The sequence below is a fragment of the Kitasatospora sp. NPDC058492 genome (assembly GCF_042720685.1).
Taxonomy (GTDB): domain Bacteria; phylum Actinomycetota; class Actinomycetes; order Streptomycetales; family Streptomycetaceae; genus Kitasatospora.
Genome location: NZ_JBHXMU010000040.1, coordinates 14,609 through 34,362, shown reverse-complemented (window position 1 = coordinate 34,362; position 19,754 = coordinate 14,609). Strand labels below are relative to the sequence as shown.

Genomic DNA, 19,754 nt, shown 5'->3' with positions numbered 1-19,754 from the left:
CGGTCACCGTCGGTCGAGGCGCTCCAGGACGGCGTCCAGCACCGGGCCCGGCAGGGCGTAGTTCAGCCGCAGCCCGCCCCGGCCGCCGGGGCCGAACTCGGCGCCGTCCGAGGCCTCCAGGCCGCAGCGCTCCAGCAGCGCCCGGCGGGCCCCGTCCGGCGGCAGCCCCAGGGCGGCGGCGTCCAGCCAGAGCAGGTACGAGGACTGCGGCGCGGAGCGGACGGCGGTCCCCAGCCGGCCGGTGAGCCGGGCGCGGGCGGCGGCGAGGTGGGCGAGCAGTGCGTCCAGCCACGGCCCGCCCTCGGCCAGCGCCGCCCGCTGGACGGTCTGCTCCAGCAGGCCGCCCTCCCAGAGGCCGAAGCCGGCCAGCACCTCGGTGAACCGGGCGCGCAGGCCCGGATCGGGGACGAGCGCGAAACTGCTCGGCAGGCCGGAGCAGTTGAAGGTCTTGCCGACCGAGTTCAGCGTGACCACCCGGGGCCGGAGCGCCGCGTCGACGGTGGCCACCGCCACCGGGTGGACGTACCCGGGGTGGGTGAGATCGCCGTGCACCTCGTCCGAGACCAGCAGCGCGCCGGCCTCCGCCGCCCGCTCGGCGAGGGACCGCAGTTCGGCGGCCGGCCAGACCCGGGCGGAGGGGTTGTGCGGGCTGCTCAGCAGAACGGCTCCGGCCGGGTGGGGGAGCGGGCCGTCCGGGAGCCGGTAGCCGTCCGGGCCGACGGCCAGGGGCAGTTCCCGGTACGGGAGGCCGGCCGCCCGGCACAGTTGGGCGAAGCCGCCCCACTCCGGCGTCGGGAACAGCACCGGCGCCTGCGGGCGCACGGTCTCCAGCAGCAGGCGCAGGGCGGTGCGCGGGCCGCAGGGCAGCAGCAGCACCCAGTCCGGATCCACCTCGACGCCGTGCCGCGAGCGGTACCAGCGGGCCACCAGAGCCCGCCCGGCCGGGTCGCACACCGTGTACCCGTACGCGCGGTGGCGGGCCCGGCGCTCCAGCGCGGCGGCCACGGCCGGGGGCCCGGGCAGGTCCATGTCCGCCAGGCCCATCGCGATCACCCCGGGCGCCCCCGCGCGGGCCCACTTGCTGCTGCCCGTCCCGGTCCGGTCGAAGGGGGCCGTGAAGCCGAACGCGTCCGGTGCGGTGGTGGGCATGACGGCCTCCGGTGGTCGGGGGTGCGCCGCCACGCTAGAGCCGGACGGGTCCTGGCCGCCACCGGCCGTGTAGTCACCTCTTCGCCGGCCCGCCCCCGCTGCCCAGGTGCGCCGCCAGCCCCCGCCGCCCCCGGCGCATCATCACCGCGTGGTTGGCCCGGAACAGCGGGTGCAGGGGCAGCGCGAGGCGGCGCAGCAGGGGCTTGCCGGGGCGGGTGTCCTCCTCGAAGAGCACGCGGCTGCCCGGCCCGTCCGAGGTGACGGTGAACCGTGACCACCCGGTGAGATCGCCCCGCATGGCCGCCTCCAGCACTCCGGCGGCCGGGTCGCGCCGTCGGGTCTCCAGGCGGATCACCAGCCGGTACGGCAGCAGCGCGCGCACCACGAGGTCCCCGGACTCCTCGCCGGTCTGCCGGACTTCGAGGACCTCGGGCCACCACAGCGGGTAACTCCGTACGTCCTCCAGTGCCGCGTACACGTCGGGCGCCGGCGCCGCGAGTCGCCACGTGCCCCGGAAACGGTAGTGGTTGGGGTCCACGGGCCCCACCCTAGGACGCTCCGGTCCGGAGCCGGCCCGTTTCGGTCGGGTTCCCTCGTCGGCCCGGACCGGGTCCCTGTGTAGGCCCCTGCGTGGGCCCCTGTGTCGGCCCGGCCGTCGGTCGGTCCGGTGCCGGTGAGACGGGCGGCGAACGCTCCGTAAACGTCGCATGCCAGGACGGAGGTGTTCCGCTTGCGGCCGTTCGGGGTGCAGGGGAGGATCTTGTGTGCTTGTAGTCTCGTCTGTCACAGCAGCTGTCGCGAGGCACTGCATCCCCGGAAAACGGAGTGAAGGAGTCACAGGCATGCGGCGACCGAGCTGGGTACCGGAGGGCACGGACCTGGACAAACCGAACGCCGCGCGGGTCTACGACTACTACCTGGGGGGCTCGCACAACTTCGAGGTCGACCGGGAGATGGCGCGCAAGGCGATGGCCCTGTGGCCGGAGCTGCCGCAGATCATGCGCTCCAACCGGGCCTTCCTGCGGCGGGCCGTGTCCTTCCTGGCCGAGCGCGGCGTCACCCGCTTCCTGGACATCGGCTCCGGCATCCCGACCTTCGGCGCGGTGCACGAGATCGCCCGCGCGATCCGCCCCGAGGCGACGGTCCTCTACGTGGACCGGGACCCGGTCGCCGTCGCACACAGCCGCCTGCTGCTGGAGGACGACCCCGGCAGCGAGGTCGTCCAGGCCGATCTGCGCGACATCCACGACCTGCTGGCCCGCCCCGAGGTGGCCGCCCTGCTGGCGCAGGGCGAGCCGGTGGCCGTCCTGCTGGTCGCCGTCGCGCACTTCGTCACCGACGACGAGGACCCGTGGAAGCTGATCGGCACGCTCCGTGACGCGCTCCCGCCCGGCAGCGCGCTGGTCCTCTCGCACGCCTCCCTGGAGGGCCGACCGGACCAGGCGGAGGAGCACCAGGAGCTCTACCGCAGGACGCCGACCCCGCTGACCATGCGCACCCACGAGCAGATCAGCGGGATGTTCGCCGGCTTCGAGCTGGTCGAACCGGGCGTGGTCTACCTGCCGCAGTGGCGCCCGGACCAGCCGGAGACGGTCGGCGAGCACCCCGAGCGGATGACCGGGGTGGCGGGCGTGGGGTTCCGCCCTTGAGCGGACGGATCGGGCGAGTGACCGACGGCCGCGGGCTCCGCGAAGCGGCCGCCGGTCACCCCGCCGTGCCCGCCGCGTGGACCACTGCGCCCCCTGCCCGGACCACTGCGCCCCCCGCCCGGCCCGCCGCCGTCTGCGGCGGCCACCCCGCAGCGGTGACCGCACGCACCCGGGCGGACGCATGAGCGCCTCCCCGGTCGCCGGCAGCGCCGAGCGGTTCCACGAGGCCTGGGCGCGGCTGCTCTCCGCCGACCACGGCACGGCCGTCGACCCCGGGCTGCTCGGCCGCCTCACCGCCCGCACCGCAGCCCTGCTCCACCGCGCGCAGCTGGGCGAGCCGTTCGAGCCCCGGCTGGCCGAGCAGGCCGGCGCGGAACTGGTCGACGCGCACTTCACCGACCCGGTGGTGCTGGCCCGGGCGGTGGAACTGCTCCAGGTGCAGCCGCTCGGCGACGACCGCGGCCCGGCCCTGACCGGCGCCTTCGCGGCCGGCTGGGCCGCCGCCCTGCGCGAGCGCACGCTGCGGGAGCAGGAGGCGATCCGCACCGCCGCCGACACCGCCCGCAAGGAGGCCGAGCGGGCGCTGCGCGACTCCGAGGCCCGGTTCCGGGCGCTGTTCGAGAGCGCGGCCATCGGGATCGGCATCGGCGACACCGACGGCAACATCCTGGCGGTCAACAAGGCGCTCCAGGAGCTGTTCGGCGCGAGCCCGGAGGACATGACCGGCCGCCGGGTCGGCGACCTCGTCCACCCCGAGGACACCCCGGGCGTGTGGGAGGCGTACGAGGAGCTGATCAGCGGCAAGCGGGACTACTTCCAGTTCGACAAGCCGTACTACCGCCAGGACGGCGAGGTGGTCTGGACCCATCTGACCGTCTCGCTGATCCGCGACGACGACGGCGTCCCGCAGTACCAGGTCGCGATGCTGGAGGACGTCACCGACCGCTACCGGCTCCAGGAGCGGCTGCGCCACCAGGCCACCCACGACCCGCTGACCGGCCTGCCGAACCGGGCGGCCTTCTTCGAGCGGCTGGAGAAGCTGTTCGAGGATCCGGATCCGGGCGCCAGGTTCGGCCTCTGCTACGTCGACCTCGACGGCTTCAAGGTGGTCAACGACAGCCTCGGCCACGACACCGGGGACGAGCTGCTGTCCGCCGTGGCGGCCCGGCTGAAGGCCGCGCTCAACCCGCTCGGCCACCTGGTGGCCCGGCTCGGCGGCGACGAGTTCGTGGTGCTGCTGGAGAACTGCCGGGGCGAGCAGGAGGCCGTCGCGGCGGCGAAGACGGTGCTCAAGGCGCTGGCCGGGCCGGTGCTGATCGGCGATCACAAGCTGGCCGTGGGTGCGAGCGTCGGCGTGCTGGAGCGGCGGGTGTCCACCACCACCCCGGGCGCGGCCGTGCGGGCCGCTGACCTGACGCTGTACCGGGCCAAGGAGGCCGGCCGCGGCCGCTGGACACTGTTCGACCCCAAGGAGAACGCCCGCGCGGTCAGCCGTTACGCGGTGTCGGTGCGGATGCCGGCCGCCCTCGACCGGGGCGAGTTCTTCATCGACTACCAGCCGCTGTACGCGCTGGCGGACGGCCGACTGGCCGCGGTGGAGGCGCTGGTGCGCTGGCGCCACCCGCAGCTCGGCGTGCTCGGCCCGGACGAGTTCGTGACCACCGCCGAGGAGACCGGGCTGATCATGCCGCTCGGCCGCTGGGTGCTGGAGCAGGCCTGTGGCCAGGCCGCGGACTGGGTCAAGCGCTTCGGCGACGCCGCGCCGCAGCTGAACGTCAACCTGGCGGTCCGCCAGGCGCGCAGCGCGGCGCTCGTCACCGACCTCGGCCGGATCCTGGATGCGACCGGACTCGATCCGGCCCGGCTGCAGCTGGAGATCACCGAGTCGACCGTGGTCGGGCCCGAGGACGAGGCGCTGCGCACCCTGCACGGGCTGGTGGACCTCGGCGTGTCGCTGGCCGTGGACGACTTCGGCACCGGCTGGTCCAACCTCGCGTACCTGCGCGACCTGCCGGTCTCCGGGCTGAAGATCGCCGGTTCCTTCGTCGGCGACCTGCACGACCCGGAGAAGGACGAGTCCACCGGGTGGCGGATCGTCAGCGGCCTGGTGTCGATGGCGCACGCGCTCGGGCTGACCGTCACCGCCGAGGGCGTGGAGACCCGCAAGGACGCCGAACGACTGCGGACCATCGGCTGCGACTGGGCGCAGGGCTGGCACTTCGGCCGCCCGGTGCGGCCGGCCGAGATCGCCCGCCGGATCGCCGAGGAGCCGCGGGGGCGCCCGGTCGGGGGCTGACGCGTCGGGGCCGTCAGGGGGCAGGGGCCGAGCAGGTGGGGAAGGCCCGCGGTGGCGTTCGGCGGCGGTCGTGCAACCGCTCGGTCGCGTTCCGGAAAATCGGCCAACACCACGGCCCACCATGCGGGATGATGGCGCGTCAAAATCACCACCCGGGGCCGTGTGGTGCGTGGCTACGGCCCCGCGCCGGCCCTGGGAAGCGGGGAGGAGAGCGCCGCCATGGCCACACCGGAGGACGCCGGCCCGGCCGACGACGACCGACGAGGCCCCTGGCCGGAGAGCGGCCCCGGGCCCCGGCCCGAGCCCTCGACCAGGGTGGACCGGCGGCCGTGGGGGCGGCGCCTCGGTGTCGTACCGGACCGGCCGTCCCGGCTCGGCGCCGTCCCGCGCACCCGGACGGACCCCGACGCCGCGACCGGGCGGGAGCCGGACGGCGGGGCCCGCTTCGACCCGGAGGCGCCGACCAGGGTCCAGCGGGCCGCGCCGGAGCGGGTCGACCCGGAGGCCCCGACCAAGGTCCAGCGGCGTGCGGGCACCGGGCGTGCCGCCGCCCCCGGCTGGGCCGACAACGTCGGCCCCGGGCCCAGCCGGAGCGGCGAGGGCCCCGTGGGCGGGGTGTCGAAGGGCGGGGTGTCGGAGGGTGGGATACCGGGGGGCGGGGCGTCGGAGAGTGCGGGGCCCACCGGCGGACGGTTCGCGGGCGCCTTCCCCGACGCCCTGCGCGGCCGCTTCGCCCCGCTCGGAGTGGCCGGCTCCGGCACCGAGGGCACCGTCTGGCACGTCCGGCGCACCGACGGCGGCGGCGAGGCCGCGGTGAAGGTGACGGCCGCCGGCCACGCCATGGACGCCGACCTGCTCGGCTACCTGCGCAACGACGACTACCGCCGCCACGTCCCGCACATCGTCGACTTCGGCCGGGTCGGCCACCACGGCGCCGAACTCGACTGGGTGGCCATGGAGTACCTGCCGGTCACCCTCGCCGACCACTTCGCCGAACTTCGCAAGCGCGGCCGGCACACCGACCGGCGGGAGGCCGAGCGGATCGTCTACGAGCTCGTCGCCCTGCTCGACTTCTGGCAACGGCGGATCGAGCGCAACCCGCTGGACTTCAAGCCGGCCAACGTCCTGGTCCGCCCCGGCCGCGAGCCCGGGGAGTTCGTGATAGCCGACTTCGGTGGTGTCGCCCGGCTCACCGCCAGCCGCCGCTTCACGCCCGAGACGATCGTCACCATCCCGTACATGGCCCCCGAACTCCTGGCCGGCCGCAACCACGAGGCCGGGCCCTGGTGGGCGCTCGGCAACGTCCTGTACGAGCTGTTCACCGGCCGCCCCCGCTTCCTCGGCGCGGACGGCCTGCTGATCAGCGACGAGGTGCTGCAACTGGAACTGGTCCTGGGGGACGAGGTCGACCTCTCGGCCCTCGCCGACCCCCGCCAACTGCTGCTCCTTCAAGGGCTGTTCACCAAGAACCCGGAGGACCGCTGGACCGCCCCGCAGGTCCGCAGCTGGCTGGCCGGCGGCAGCCCCGCGGTGGTCCGGCGACAGACCCGGGCCGACACCGGCCGCACCCACCGGCCGATCACCTTCTTCGGATCCCCCTTCACCGACCCGGCCAAGCTCGCCGAGGTCCTGCTCCGGCGCTCCGGCGACGCGGCCCGCTGGCTCTCCGCCGGGGGAGCGGAGCGGCTGCGCGACTGGTTGCGCGACGACGTCCAGGACAACGTCTTCGACCTGCACCACCTGACCGACGTCGCCCGGGCTCCCGGCTCCCGCCGCGACGCCGTGGCCGCCCTCGCGGTGCTCGCCTTCGGCGCCGCCTTCGCCCCCTCCGCCACCCCCTACTACCTCGACCGCCCGATCGACACCCCCGGGCTGGAACGCATCGCCACCGAACCGGACGGCGCCGCGTTCATCGACGCACTGGTCCGGGTCGGCGCCCCGGCCGTCGCCGCCCGCTACGACTGCTTCCACCCCGAGTGCTCCGGCGAACACTGCTCCCGACTGCTCGCCCTGGCCCAACTCCCGGACGTCCTGGCCGAAGTGGACCGTGCCGCCCACGCCGTCGGCGGCGGCCGGCGGGGCGGCGACGGGCTCAGCCCGCAGGAGCGCGAGGAGGCACACCGGTTGGTGGTGTGGCTGAGCGTGCGCCCCGAGGAACGCGACCGGCTGCTCGGCCGGCTCTCGCCGCTGCCCACCGCCCTGCACCGGCTGCCGCTGCCCGAACGGGCGACGGAGCTCGCCGCCTTGGTCGCGGCGGTGGTGGTGGACGCGGCCCTGGCCGCCGGCTCCGGGCTCCGCACGGCCGTACGCGCCGCAGTGCGCCGGCCCGCGCCGGACCCGACCGCCGCGCCGGAGGCGGTCCGGCGCCGCTGGTCGGCGCTGCGGCGGCGGGCGGTGGGCGCCGACCCGGGGGACGACGCCGGGCGCGCGGCCCTGGTCGCCGCCGAGACGCTGCGCCCGCGCGGCCGGGGCCGGGGCGAGCGGCCCGACGGCGACCAGGGCCGGGAGGGCGGGGAAGGCCGGGAGAACCGGGCCGGCCGGGACCGGTGGCTGGGGCGGCTGTGGCAGGGCGGGCGTGAACGGATGCCGGTCGACTGGCCGGCCCGGCTGCGGGAGTGGTGGCCGCACGCCCGGACCGGTCTGCCGCGTCGGGCGGGCGCCGTGCTGCTGCTGTTCCTCGCCCTCGGGTTGCTGCTGTGGGCGGGGGCGGTGTTCCGCTACCCCGTCGAGGCCGGGGTCCAGCTCAAGATCTCGCCCGACGGCGCCTTCGGCGGGCCGTTGAGGAAGGCCGGCGAGCACGCGGCCCAGCAGGTGGTCGGCCAACTGGGGGCGGCGCTGGTCGCCGCCGCCGTCCTCGCCTTCTTCCCCGCCCGGGTCGGCCTCGGTACGGCGGCCCTGTCCGGCGTCGGGGCCTTCGCCATCGGCTACCTGCGGCTCGGACCGCCGATGACGGGCCTGGAGATGCCGAAACCGGTGGCCGAGCGGGTGGTGCTGTTCGAGGGCGGGATGGGCAGTTGGGCCGGCCTCGCGGCGGTGGCGGCGATCGTGGCGTCGTTCGTGCTGATCGAGCGCGCGGCGAACCGGCTGCTGAAGCCCGCGCACGAGGCCCGGCGGCAGGTGCGGGAGGCCTGGCGGCGGCTCGCCGGGCGGGGCGCGGCGGCACGGTGGGACGGCAAGCAGTGGCGGACGGGCCCCGTGGGCGCCCGCGACCGCGCGCTGTTCGCGCTCGGGAGCACCTGTGTGCTCGCCCTGCTGCTGTGGGCGGCGGTCGAGGTGCGGCTGGCGGCCACCAGGCACCACCCGACGCCGGCCTCCTGGGGGACCGGCCAGACCGGTGCGGCCTACCAGTCCGGGTTCGTCGTCCTGCTGGCCGTCGTCTCCCTCGCGAGCACCCTGGGGACGCCGGTCACCGCCCGGGCGCTCCTCGGCTGCTGGATCCCCGCCACCCTGGTGCTCGGCGCCTGGCCCGGACCGCTCGGCCCGGTCGAGGCGCTGCGGATCCCGGTGCTCCAGGGGCAGTTCACGGCCGTCGCGGAGTTCTGGGGGCACGGCGCGTTCTGGGCCGCGTTGCTGGTCGCGCTCCCGCTCGCGGCGTACGGGGTGCTGCGCACGGCCCGGGCGCGGGGGGCGGGTACGGGGGCGGGCGGCTGACGGGCGAACGGCTGACAGATAACAGATGACAGAGTTCAGCTTTCAGATTTTGAAATCTGTTATCTGTTATCTGTCAGCTGTTAGTTGTCAGCCGCCCGCCGCCGGCGATCCAGCCGCCATCCGGCTCAGCCGACCAGCCGGGACAGTTCGATCGAGTGCCCGGTCCGCTCCGCCTTGGCGCAGCGAATAAGGGTACACCTCGCCATTGACCTGCGGTTTTCCCCTGGGCGACACGTGCGCTCGATGCTGGTCGTCGTGCCTACCTCGATCAGGGTTCCACGCGCCGGACGTACACCCCTTCGGCGAGCAACGAGAACCCGTGTTCCTCCCAGGCCCGCCGAAGCTTCTCGATGGCCTCCTCGTCCGGCCGCCGCACCTCGGGGTCGTCGGAGTCGTAGCTGCACGGCTCGTCCGGCCCGTGGTCGTGGATCGGTGCCGGGTAGCAGACGGCGAGCGCCCCGGGGACCGCCAGGCGGCGAAGGGCCTCGACGGCCAGGCGCATCGCGACGCCCTTCCCCCGCCACTCGGCGGAGACCTCGACGGACTCCAGCAGGAGCAGTAGCGAGGGGCACAGCTCAGCCAGGATCGGCACGAGTCCACCGTCCTCGGTGAAGATCACACGAGGGATGCGATCGAGCAGGCCGGGGTCCAACTCCAGCGCTGCGCGTGGGTTCGGGGTCGCACCCGGGATCACACGCGTCATGGTGGCGGTGCCGAACACGGTGTCGCCGTCATTGAGGTAGAAGCTTGCCGTCCAGCGGTCGGCCCGCGCCTTCCAGTCCGTTCCGGCGAAGTGGCGCGACTGGTACGAGATGACGATTCGGTCGTCCACCGAGTGACTCCCTTGCAACGGGGGACGGCCCCCGCGCGGCATGGTGCACGCGGGGGCCGTCCAGAGTGTCAGTCCGTCACTTCGACGGCGTCGGGTTGGGGTTCTCCTTCGCGGGCTTGCCCGCGTGCTTCGGCGGGGGCTTCTCGTTGCCCTTGTGCTTGGACACGATGATCTCGAAGCGCATGGGTGAGTCCTCCTACTCGGCGGTGGTGGCGGACGATCCGGGCTCCATGGGGCCGGGCGGCCTCTCGGGCTTGTTGGGCGGGTCGTAGCGCATACTGGTGCCTCCTCGCGCTGGGATGTCCCGGTCACCGGTTGGCGGCCGGGCCGTTCGGTGTTGCGGAACCCGCTCCGACCGTTCGAGCTGTCCAGGTCCGCCGGTCGGGGCGGGAGTTCGGGCCCGCCCGTGCGCCCCGGGGGGACGACGCACGGACGGGAGTCTCAGCGGGTCAGCAGCCATCCCAGGGCGACCATGCAGAGCGATCCGGCCACCACGTAGGCCCAGACCTCGGCCCGGGTGGTGTGACCGGCGCGGGCCTGCTCGGCAGCCTCGCGGTACTCGGCCATCTGGTCATCGGCCATGAGCCGCCCCAGGTCGGCCGCAGTCACCTCATCCATACGGGCCGCGCGTTGATCTGCTGCGTAGCCGCCCGCAGCCGGGCCAGCGTCGGCGAATCCACGGCGGGCTCCAACTCGGGCCTCTCGGCGGTCGGGCTCATCTGCTGCGCCGCCCAGTCCCGGGCCTCCGCGTAGCCGGAGAACCACACGTCCCGCCCGGCCTGCCCCCGCGCCCAGGTCGGCGCACCACCCGCGCGGTAGTTCAGGACGCCGTACCCCTCCATGCCGATCGCACCGGAACGAGGGACGGGGCACAGCCCGGCGTGCCCGGGGCGGCCGTACCAGGCGTCAGCGCCAGCCATCAGGCAACCTCCCCGCGTGAACGCGGCAACCACACGCCGGACGCACGCTCGGCAGGGCGCCCGCCTTCCGATCGGCCTCGGCCTTCCGGTACTCGGCCAGGATCGCGGCCATCTCCTCCGGGGAGGCCCGCCGGTCGTCCCGGCGGGGCCGTCGCTGCCGCGAAACAGTCATCGCTCGCACGCTCCCTACATCCGCCGCTGCGACTGCGTCTGCAAGCCGTCAGCAGGAAGGTAGGGAGGTGGCGGCGCGGCCCGCGAGCAAGTTGCACAGCCTTGCGCGGATTCACCCAAGCGCGCCTATCGCCGATGTGATGAGTGCACGCGCCTGGGCACCGTAGACCGCGAGACGCTGCAACTCGCCGAACGCCCGGACGTAGTCAGCGATCTCACGAGGCTGAGTGACGTTGACCTCAGCCGTCAGCGTCTCCACGACGGCGTGCCGATCGTCGTACAGGTAGAACGCTTCCAGGGGCCACATGCTGCGCTGCGCGGTGGACGGGATAACCCCCAGCGACAGCGAGGCCAGCGGCATCATGGCCAGCAGATGGCCGAGTTGTCCGGCCATGGTCTCCGCGTCGCCGATACGGGAGCGGAGTACCCATTCCTCCATCAGTACCGCGAACCGGTGTCTGCCCTCGTGCAGAAGCCGTCCCCTCGCCACCCTCGTGGCAACGGCGTCGGCTACGTCGTCAGGGGTTCCCTGGAATTCCGTGATGGAGCGCATCAGGGCAGTCGCGTACTCCGGAGTCTGGAGGAAGCCAGGAACGACGTTCGAGACGTACGTCCGGCACAACTCCGCCCGCTCGTGGAGCGCATAGAAGTCCTCCTGTACCTGGCGCATCCCGGTGCGGTGGAGCCGCCGCCACTCCAGGTACATCGATTCGACCGCTCTCGACGTGGCGATCAGATCGTCCGCCTGGTCGGACGCCGAGCAGGCCGCGCACCACGCCCGAATATCGGAATCGGCCGGCGGGGTCCGCGCGCTCTGGATTCGGGACACTTTCGAAGGGTTCCACCCGCACCGGAACGCCAGTTGCTTACCCGTCAGTCCGGCATCCTTGCGGAGGTCGACCAGGCGGTTGGCAAGGGCAAGACGCGCCGCTTGCGCGCTTGATGACGGTGACGTCGGCATTGTCTGGCGGTCCGGTGCTCGCAGGGTAGGGGTAGGTCAGACGCTGTACTCGTCGTGCGGGGTGCCCCGCTCCCAGACGGCTTCGAACGCGGAAGAGACGAGACGAATCGTCGCGGGGTCCTCGGAGAAGGCGAACCCGGGTTCGGCCCAGTCGCCGTACCCCGTGAAGAAGTGGAACAGCACCAACCTGTCGTCGATCAGCCAGAAGTCGTTACCCGGCAACGCGATGTCCGACGCCTGACTCCTCGGAAGCCACCGGACCAGTTCCCCAGCAGCGAGATTCATCGGGGTGACCGCGTGCTCCCACCGGATGTAGTCGGTCACCGGCTCGGAGACGATCCGGGCCCTGCGCATGACCACCCCACGGCCGATCGTCTCGCGGACGAGACCCAGCCACTCGGGCCACCACGAGGCTTCGGGGTCCAACTCGATCTCGCCAGTGCGGGCGAAGCGGTCGATCTCCTCTGCCTCGTCGCCGACAGCGTAGGCGTCACGCATCTCCAGGTGTACTGCGGTCTTCTGCGCGTTCTTCAGCAGCGCGGCGAAGTCGGGCACGTTCGACACGTTCGACAGCCTCCTTCAGGATCGGCAGCATGCGCGCCGGGATACGGATCACGGACTCATGAGCGGGGACTCCGATCGCGTGGCCGGGAACCCACTCGGTCCCCGCGATCTTCTCGCAGAGCGCGGCATCGGCCGTCAAGCTCTGCACGACGATCTCCTCCGTCTCGTCCTCGACCCACACGGTGGGCGAGCCTCCGCCGCCGGTGGTCGGGTCGATGCCCACGAAATCTAGTGCCACGACGATCTCCAACGTCTAGGGAGTTGCGGGGACATGCACCACCGTCAGCCCTGTGAGTGAGATCCACAACCCCGCATGCACGAAATTGCACGAAGTCGGTATGAGGCGCGTCCCCCACGCCGTTCAACGCAAGATGAGCCGGGACGTTCGCTCGGCAGGCAAGCCCGGATAGCCCACTGGAATCCCGAGGGTCCAGAACGCACGAAAGGCCCCGGCCACCCAGTTCATTGGGCGGCCGGGGCCGGTCTGCTCAGGCGGTCAGATGCGGTTGCCCCAACGGTGGGCGGCGAGGCTGCGCGCGGCGTTGGAGCGGCCCGTCTCGGGCTCGTCGCCGGGGAGGCGGACGCGGGCGATCAGGCGGCCTGCCTCGGCGCGGAGCTGTCGGGCTTCTGCGATCAGGGGGTGGGCGACCTGGACGCCGTGGCGGGTGCCTCCGGCGATCAGTCGGCCGTCGGCGCGGACCTGTTCGTCGCAGTGGGAGGCGTCGCGCAGGTGGTGCTCGGCGAGGCGGAGCGCGGCGTCCTCCTGGGGGTCCAACTCGATCTCCAGGGCGGCGAGTCCGGCCCGAAGGTCAGTGATGATCTCGTGCAGGGGAATCCCTTTCCCTACTCAGGGTGGTTGATTGTCACAGTGTGCGCAGGAGGGTTGGTCTGTGCCCATGCGCATCGGTGCTGGCCTGCTATGACGCCCCGGTGAAGAAGGAGGCGCGAAGGGGAGTCACCCCCCGGGGCAGTGGCCGGCGTCACGCGCCGACGCGCACTCTCCATTCCCTCGATTCTGATTAACAAGGCTACGAAGAAAGGAAGTTGTAGCCGTAAGGCGCGCAAGGCCGGCGCGAAGCCGTGCAACCGCGATTCGTTGGCCGCGCGCTGGCCTGCACGGGTAGCTACGGAATCTGCCGCAGTTGCGGAGACGCCGTGACCTGGTCCAGTTGGGCGGGGTCGCCAAGGCTGCTGCCCACCCGCGTCACGGCCTCACGGGGCGCCCACGGGCCCTCGGCTGCGGCCGGGCTCCGAGGGGCCACCGTGCGGGCGCACAGAGTCTTGCGGGTCGCCCTTCCGTGGGCTCTGAATAGGGGGTGAATCCTGTACCCGTTATTCCCGGCCACGCTGTGAAGGGGACATTCCGGCCCGTTTAAAGCCCCACCCCTGTGCTCACCACGCCTTACGGAGCAGCTGTTCGGCGATGGCCAGGTGGTCGGGCTTGGCGGGGGCGGTCGGGTCGAGCCCGCCCCGGCCGAACAGCGGGCGCGGTGTCGCAGCCTCGGTGTGGGCGAGCTTCCGCTTCGTGGTCGCTTTCAGGCCGTACGGAGCGGCCCCGAGCCAGCGGCCCTGTCGGCGCTGCTCGTTCTTCGTGTCCCGGACCTTCTCCGACAGCCGGGCGGAGAACTCGCGGGACTCCTCGGCCGCGTTGATGATGTGCTTCCGATCGCGCGGCCGGATCGAGTCCAGGCCGTCCCAATCGAAGATCAGCCGCTTACCGGCGTCCAGGACACCGACGACCTCACCCGCGCCCTTCCGGCTGAACCGGCTCATGTCGTACGACCACAGGGCCGCCGCTTCGCCTTCGTGGAGCCGGTCCAGGGCCTTGTCGAACCTCGGCCGGACCTCGCTTTTGTACGCCGACAGGTTCTCGCGGTGGACGACCCCGATCCGGTAGCCCTCGCGGGCGGCGAAGCCCCTTCCTCGGGCCTCCTGGGCGTCCATGGACAGCTCTTGCTTGTGGCTTCCCTGTCGCAGCTTCTTCGACTTGCGGCAGTACAGGTCCATCACGTCGGGGCCGTCCATGATCACACCTTCGGTCAGCTGACGCGCCCCCGCAAAAGATCATGAGCGAGTGAAAAGGTCGTTCCGCGAACCTTCGCCCGCAGGTAGCGCACGTTGCTCGCGGACAGGTGCACGCCGGTCGGCACCCGTCGCCGCACGGTGATCCCGAGGTCGGCCAACTGCTGCGCCTTGTCCGGGTTGTTGCTCAGCAGGTCGATGCCGGTGGCGCCGAGGGTGGCGAGCATCTGGGCGGCGGCGGTGTAGTCCCGGCCGTCCTCGGGCAGGCCGAGCGCCGTGTTGGCGTCGTACGTGTCCAATCCGGAGTCCTGCAAGGAGTAGGCCTCCAGCTTGTTGTAGAGCCCGATGCCCCGGCCCTCCTGCCGCAGGTACAGCAGGTAGCCGCCGGCCTCGGCGATCCGCTCGACCGACTCGCGCAGCTGCGGGCCGCAGTCGCAGCGGTCCGAGCCGAAGACGTCGCCGGTCAGGCACTCCGAGTGCAGGCGCACCAGCGGCGTCCCGCCCTCCGGCACCTCGCCGAACGCGAGCGCCAGGTGCTCCGCGCCGTCGGCGAGGTCGTGGAAGGTGAGGGCCTGCGCCTCGGCGCGGTAGCCGTCGTGGAAGGTCAGCGGGATGCGCACACGCGAGCGCACCGTGGCGGGGCCGGGCTGCGGCATGGGTGGGCCTCCGTCGATGAGGAGATGGGTCGGCGAACCGACGAACCGATGGGTCGAGAGGGGCGGGCCGGCCGGCCCGGGGTGGATCGGATGTCGATGACCGTACTCGGTAGTTCCAATTTGAACAACTAAATACTGTCCGTGCCCGGTTCGACTACGGACTGTGGTTCAGCCGGGCTCCGTGCGGACGCGAGGGCGCTGGTGGATCGTACGGTCCGCGAGGCGTGGGGGTTTCAGCATGTGGATGCGTCGGGAGCCGGACCGTGGACACTGCGAGGATTTCCCCGTTTCCTGGGCACGGGAATGCCTCGCGCACGAGCACCGACGACCACGGAAGGTCCTGATCAGATGCCCACAACCCCTCCCGCCGCCACCTCCCCGACCTCCTTCGACGCCGAGCAGCGCGTGATCGAGGCGCTCTACGCGGACGTGGTCCGCCGGAACAGGGGTGAGACGGAGTTCCACCAGGCGGTCCACGAGGTCCTGGAGACCCTCGGGCCGGTGCTCGCCCGCCGCCCCGAGTTCGTCGACGCCCGGATCATCGAGCGGATCTGCGAACCCGAGCGGCAGCTCATGTTCCGGGTGCCGTGGACGGACGACTCCGGCGACATCCACGTGAACCGCGGCTTCCGGGTGGAGTTCAGCAGCGTCCTCGGCCCGTACAAGGGCGGGCTGCGCTTCCACCCCTCGGTGAACCTCGGCATCGTCAAGTTCCTCGGCTTCGAGCAGATCTTCAAGAACGCGCTCACCGGGCTGTCGATCGGCGGCGGCAAGGGCGGCTCCGACTTCGACCCCAAGGGCCGCTCGGACGCCGAGGTCATGCGGTTCTGCCAGTCCTTCATGACCGAGCTGTACCGCCATCTCGGCGAGCACACCGATGTCCCCGCCGGGGACATCGGCGTCGGCGGCCGGGAGATCGGCTACCTGTTCGGCCAGTACAAGCGGATCACCAACCGCTACGAGAGCGGCGTGCTCACCGGCAAGGGCCTCGGCTGGGGCGGCGCGCAGGCCAGGACCGAGGCGACCGGCTACGGCTGCGTGCTGTTCACCGCCGAGATGCTGCACAGCCGCGGCGAGAGCCTGGACGGGCGCCGGGTCGTCGTCTCCGGTTCCGGCAACGTCGCCATCTACGCGATCGAGAAGGCGCAGCAGCTCGGCGCGACCGTGCTCACCTGCTCCGACTCCACCGGCTACGTGGTGGACGAGAAGGGCATCGACCTCGCGCTCCTCAAGGAGGTCAAGGAGGTCCGGCGCGGCCGGGTCGCCGACTACGCCGAGCTGCGCGGCAGCCACGTCCGGTTCGTCGAGGGCCCTGGCGTGTGGAGCGTGCCCTGCGACGTCGCGCTGCCCTGTGCCACCCAGAACGAGCTGACCGGGACGGACGCGCTGGCCCTGGTGCGGGGCGGGGTGCTGGCGGTCGCCGAGGGGGCCAACATGCCCACCACCCCGGAGGCGGTCCGGGTGTTCCAGGAAGCCGGGGTGGCCTTCGGCCCGGGCAAGGCGGCGAACGCGGGCGGCGTGGCCACCAGCGCCCTGGAGATGCAGCAGAACGCCTCGCGCGACTCCTGGACCTTCGCCCGCACCGAGGAGCGGCTGGCCGGGATCATGAAGCACATCCACGACTCCTGCTTCACCACCGCCGAGCGCTACGGACACCCGGGCGACTACGTGGTGGGCGCGAACATCGCCGGCTTCGAGCTGGTCGGGGACGCGATGCTGGCCCAGGGCCTGATCTGAGCCCTGCCGCCCGCCACCCGGTGCCCGCGGCCCTCCGCCTGGAGCTCGCGGTCCTCCGCCTGGCGCCCGCGGCCCTTCGCCCGGCGCCGATGGCGCGACTCGCCGTCACCCGGCGATCGGTACCCGACCGGAGCGGGCACCGATTGTCGGGTGCGGCAGGGTGGGTCCTTCCTACGGTGGTGATCAGTAAGGGAAGGACGGGGTTGGAGTGCTGGAACACCTGAACCGGGCGATGGAGCACATCGAACGGAACCTGGACCAGGAGGTCGAGGTCGCCGAGCTGGCCCGGATCGCGATGACGTCGGAGTACCACTTCCGACGGTTGTTCTCGATGCTCTCCGGGATGCCGCTGTCGGACTACGTCCGGCGTCGGCGGTTGACCGTCGCCGGGGCCGAAGTCCTCGGCGGGGAGCGGACGTTGCTGGAGGTCGCGATCCGGTACGGCTACACCTCGGGGGAGGCGTTCGCCCGGGCGTTCCGGGCGATGCACGGGGTCGGGCCCGGTGAGGCCCGGCGCGAGGGCGCGGTGCTCAAGTCCCAGCCCCGGATGTCCTTCCGACTCGTCGTGGAGGGAAGCAGCAGTATGGAATACCGGATCATCGAGCAGCCGGACTTCCGGATCATCGGTCGGCGGGCGCGGGTCCCGCTGGTGCACGAGGGCGTGAACCCGGCCATCGCCTCGTTCATCAAGGGGCTCGGCCAGGAGACCGTCGACCGGATCTCGGCGCTCTCGGGCCGCGAGCCGGAAGGCATCCTCTCGGTCACCGAGTTCTTCTCGGAGAGCCGTGAAGAGGGTGTCGAACTCGACTACTACCACGCGGTGGTGGCGGACGCGGACACCGTCGTCCCGGACGGCCTGGACGTTCGGGAGGTGCCGGCGGGCACCTGGGCGGCCTTCTCCAACACCGGGACCTTCCCGAAGGCCCTCCAGGAGATGTGGCGGGACGTCTTCACGCAGTGGTTCCCGTCCAACCCGTACGAGTTCCGGCCGGGGCCGGAGATCCTGCGCACCCGGTTCCTGTCGGACGGCCAGGCGGAGGCCCAGCTGTGGATTCCGGTGGCGCGGGCGCTGCGCTGACGGACGGCCGCTGACAGGTGGCAGCCGACAACTAACAGATGACAGGTAACAGATTTCGAAATCTGTTATCTGTCATCTGTTTTTTGTTCGCCCACAGCGCCCACTGCCGCCGCCCGCCGCCCCGCCCGCCCCCGTTCGGCCCAGCAGCGCCCGCACCCGTCCTCCCCCGCCCGCATGCTGGGGCGGGGGAGGACGGGGGATCGCAACCGCTACCCGAGGAGTGGGATCACCGATGGCCAAGGCATTCGGCTTCGTCGACTACGGCGGGCCGGAGACACAGGAGTTCCTGGACCGCCCGGTGCTGGAGCCCGGCCCCGGGCAGCTGGCGATCGCGGTCGGCGCGGCCGGGGTGAACCCGGTGGACTGGAAGATCCGCACGGGCCTGCTCGGCCGGGAGCGTGAACTCCCCGCCGTCATGGGCCAGGAGGCCTCGGGCGTGGTCCTGCAAGTCGGCCCCGGGGTCACCGGGTTCACCCCGGGCGATGAGGTGTTCGGCCTCGCGGCCGCCGGTGCCTACGCCGAACAGACGCTGATGCGCGCCGAGTTGAGCGCGCTCAAGCCCGAGGGCGTCGGCTTCGACCAGGCGGCCGTCCTGCCCGTGTCGGCGGCCACCGCGGATGACGCCGTCCGCGACCTCGGCCTCGGCGCCGGCCGGACGCTGCTGATCCTCGGCATCGCCGGCGGTGTCGGCAGCGCGGCCGCCCAGATCGCCCGCAGTCGCGGCCTGATCGTCCTCGGCACCGCGAGCGACGCCAACCGTGCGTACGTGGAGTCCCTCGGCGCGGTGCCCGTCCGCTACGGCGACGGCGTCGCCGAACGGATCGCGGCCGCGGCGCCCGACGGCGTCGACGGCATCCTCGATCTGGTCGGGGGCGACGCCCTGCGGGCCGCCGTCCCCGTGCGCAAGGACCGTACGGAGCTGGTCAGCACCGCCGACCCGGCCACCGTGGCCGAACTCGGCGGCCGCTACATCACCCGCTCGACGACGTCCGAGACCCTGTCCGCGCTGGCGGCCCTGGTCGCCGCCGGTGAGCTGGACCCGAACATCACCGGCCGCTACCCGCTGGCCCGGGCCGCTGAGGCGCTCGCCTTCGTCGAATCCGGCCATGCCCGCGGCAAGGTGGTGCTCGAAGTCGCGTGACACAAGGCAAGAGTGACGATCAGTCAACAAAGACCGAGAGATCGAGAACCGAGAGAAGAAGTCGAGAGGAGAAGCCATGAAGCAGAACTCCGTGACCATCGGCGGCCCCTGCTGGGTCGAGCTGGGCACCTCCGACCCGGCCGCCGCCAGCACCTTCTACGGCGAGTTGTTCGGCTGGCGGGCCGAGGCCGATGTGCGCCCCGAGGCCAGCGGCTACACCCAGATGTTCCTCGGCGACGCCACGGCGGCCGCCGTCAGCCCGCGGTTCGCGCCGCAGCAGCCCATCGCCTGGTCGACCTGCTTCGCGGTCACCGACACCGACGCCACCGTCGCGAAGGTCGAGGACGCCGGCGGCAAGGTCCTGAAGGAGCCCACCGACGTGTCCGACCTCGGCCGCTTCGCGGTGGTCGGGGACAGCTCCGGCGCGGTGTTCCTGCTCTGGCAGGCCCGCGCGTTCGCGGGCGCCGAGGTGTTCAACGAGCCGGGCTCGCTCGGTTGGGTGGAACTGCTCACCCGCGACCCGGCCGGTGCGACCGCCTTCTACCCGGCGGTCTTCGGCTGGTCCGTCAGCCCGTCCGAGCAGTACACCCAGTGGGGCCTGGACGGCGCCGACTTCGGCGGCATGCTCGTGATGGACGACCGCTTCCCGCCGCAGGTGCCGCCGCACTGGCTGCCGTACTTCTCGGTCGCGGACGTCGACAACACCGTCGCCCGGGCGAGCGGCCTCGGCGCGGACGTGCTGATGGGGGCCACCGACGTGCCGGACGGCCCCCGGATCGCCGTGCTGCGCGACCCGCAGGGCGCGTCGTTCGGCGTCTACCCGGCCGGCACCGAGGGCTGACCCCCCGAAGGCCGCGCCCCTGCCCGCGCCCCTGTCGACGCCCCTGCCCGCGCCGCTGCCCGCGCCCCTGCCGAGGACCCCGACGT

At 72.6% G+C, this 19,754-nt stretch carries 18 protein-coding genes; 7 read left to right on the top strand and 11 right to left on the bottom strand.

Annotation, left to right across the window (positions count from 1 at the left end):
* Positions 1-3 precede the first annotated feature (3 nt).
* Positions 4-1,149 (bottom strand): aminotransferase class I/II-fold pyridoxal phosphate-dependent enzyme, encoded by a 1,146-nt coding sequence (locus ACFWPI_RS24875; RefSeq protein WP_380373917.1) that lies wholly within the window; start codon positions 1,147-1,149, stop codon positions 4-6.
* A gap of 73 nt (positions 1,150-1,222) precedes the next feature.
* The gene (locus ACFWPI_RS24870) at positions 1,223-1,687 is read right to left on the bottom strand and encodes an SRPBCC family protein (protein ID WP_063351550.1); all 465 of its coding nucleotides are present in this window, start codon (positions 1,685-1,687) and stop codon (positions 1,223-1,225) included.
* A 304-nt stretch (positions 1,688-1,991) separates the two neighbouring features.
* Here ACFWPI_RS24870 and ACFWPI_RS24865 point away from each other — a divergent pair, with 304 nt between their 5' ends.
* The 3 genes from ACFWPI_RS24865 (at position 1,992) to ACFWPI_RS24855 (ending at position 8,745) form a co-directional block, all read left to right on the top strand.
* A complete protein-coding gene (locus tag ACFWPI_RS24865; RefSeq protein WP_063350062.1) occupies positions 1,992-2,798 on the top strand; it encodes an SAM-dependent methyltransferase in 807 nt (268 codons plus the stop codon).
* Positions 2,799-2,979: 181 nt separating this feature from the next.
* The gene (locus tag ACFWPI_RS24860; protein WP_380373913.1) at positions 2,980-5,094 is read left to right on the top strand and encodes a putative bifunctional diguanylate cyclase/phosphodiesterase; all 2,115 of its coding nucleotides are present in this window, start codon (positions 2,980-2,982) and stop codon (positions 5,092-5,094) included.
* Between the two features lie 219 nt (positions 5,095-5,313).
* The gene (locus ACFWPI_RS24855; protein ID WP_380373911.1) at positions 5,314-8,745 is read left to right on the top strand and encodes a hypothetical protein; all 3,432 of its coding nucleotides are present in this window, start codon (positions 5,314-5,316) and stop codon (positions 8,743-8,745) included.
* 268 nt (positions 8,746-9,013) lie between these two features.
* Here ACFWPI_RS24855 and ACFWPI_RS24850 read toward each other — a convergent pair whose 3' ends face one another.
* The 9 genes from ACFWPI_RS24850 to ribA all read right to left on the bottom strand — a co-directional run bounded on the left by ACFWPI_RS24850 (position 9,014) and on the right by ribA (position 14,871).
* The gene (locus ACFWPI_RS24850; protein WP_380373908.1) at positions 9,014-9,577 is read right to left on the bottom strand and encodes a hypothetical protein; all 564 of its coding nucleotides are present in this window, start codon (positions 9,575-9,577) and stop codon (positions 9,014-9,016) included.
* A gap of 441 nt (positions 9,578-10,018) precedes the next feature.
* Positions 10,019-10,159: a hypothetical protein gene (locus tag ACFWPI_RS24845; RefSeq protein ID WP_380373906.1), complete on the bottom strand. Its 141-nt coding sequence runs from the start codon at positions 10,157-10,159 to the stop codon at positions 10,019-10,021.
* A 23-nt stretch (positions 10,160-10,182) separates the two neighbouring features.
* Positions 10,183-10,497 carry a hypothetical protein gene (locus ACFWPI_RS24840; RefSeq protein ID WP_380373903.1) on the bottom strand — a complete coding sequence of 105 codons (315 nt, stop codon included), beginning with the start codon at positions 10,495-10,497 and terminating at the stop codon, positions 10,183-10,185.
* Between the two features lie 283 nt (positions 10,498-10,780).
* Positions 10,781-11,629, bottom strand: coding sequence for a helix-turn-helix domain-containing protein (locus tag ACFWPI_RS24835; protein ID WP_380373900.1), 849 nt, complete (start codon positions 11,627-11,629; stop codon positions 10,781-10,783).
* A gap of 36 nt (positions 11,630-11,665) precedes the next feature.
* A complete protein-coding gene (locus ACFWPI_RS24830) occupies positions 11,666-12,202 on the bottom strand; it encodes a DUF6879 family protein (protein ID WP_380373968.1) in 537 nt (178 codons plus the stop codon).
* A complete protein-coding gene (locus tag ACFWPI_RS24825) occupies positions 12,120-12,443 on the bottom strand; it encodes a hypothetical protein (protein ID WP_380373897.1) in 324 nt (107 codons plus the stop codon). Before ACFWPI_RS24825 ends, ACFWPI_RS24830 begins: the two co-directional genes overlap by 83 nt.
* Before the next feature lie 246 nt (positions 12,444-12,689).
* Positions 12,690-12,968, bottom strand: a complete 279-nt coding sequence (locus ACFWPI_RS24820) for a hypothetical protein (protein ID WP_380373894.1) — start codon at positions 12,966-12,968, stop codon at positions 12,690-12,692.
* Positions 12,969-13,585: 617 nt separating this feature from the next.
* Complete coding sequence (locus ACFWPI_RS24815; protein ID WP_380373891.1) at positions 13,586-14,218, bottom strand: recombinase family protein; 633 nt, start codon at positions 14,216-14,218, stop codon at positions 13,586-13,588.
* A gap of 14 nt (positions 14,219-14,232) precedes the next feature.
* On the bottom strand, positions 14,233-14,871 hold the full coding sequence (ribA, locus tag ACFWPI_RS24810; RefSeq protein WP_380373888.1) for a GTP cyclohydrolase II: 639 nt from the start codon (positions 14,869-14,871) through the stop codon (positions 14,233-14,235).
* A 348-nt stretch (positions 14,872-15,219) separates the two neighbouring features.
* On the opposite strand from ribA, the gene gdhA reads away from it, so the two are divergent.
* The 4 genes from gdhA to ACFWPI_RS24790 all read left to right on the top strand — a co-directional run bounded on the left by gdhA (position 15,220) and on the right by ACFWPI_RS24790 (position 19,668).
* Positions 15,220-16,608 (top strand): NADP-specific glutamate dehydrogenase, encoded by a 1,389-nt coding sequence (gdhA, locus tag ACFWPI_RS24805; protein ID WP_380373885.1) that lies wholly within the window; start codon positions 15,220-15,222, stop codon positions 16,606-16,608.
* Positions 16,609-16,816: 208 nt separating this feature from the next.
* On the top strand, positions 16,817-17,686 hold the full coding sequence (locus ACFWPI_RS24800) for an AraC family transcriptional regulator (protein ID WP_063350066.1): 870 nt from the start codon (positions 16,817-16,819) through the stop codon (positions 17,684-17,686).
* Positions 17,687-17,918: 232 nt separating this feature from the next.
* A complete protein-coding gene (locus tag ACFWPI_RS24795) occupies positions 17,919-18,827 on the top strand; it encodes an NADP-dependent oxidoreductase (protein ID WP_063350067.1) in 909 nt (302 codons plus the stop codon).
* Between the two features lie 76 nt (positions 18,828-18,903).
* A complete protein-coding gene (locus ACFWPI_RS24790; RefSeq protein WP_380373882.1) occupies positions 18,904-19,668 on the top strand; it encodes a VOC family protein in 765 nt (254 codons plus the stop codon).
* The last annotated feature ends 86 nt before the right edge of the window (positions 19,669-19,754 follow it).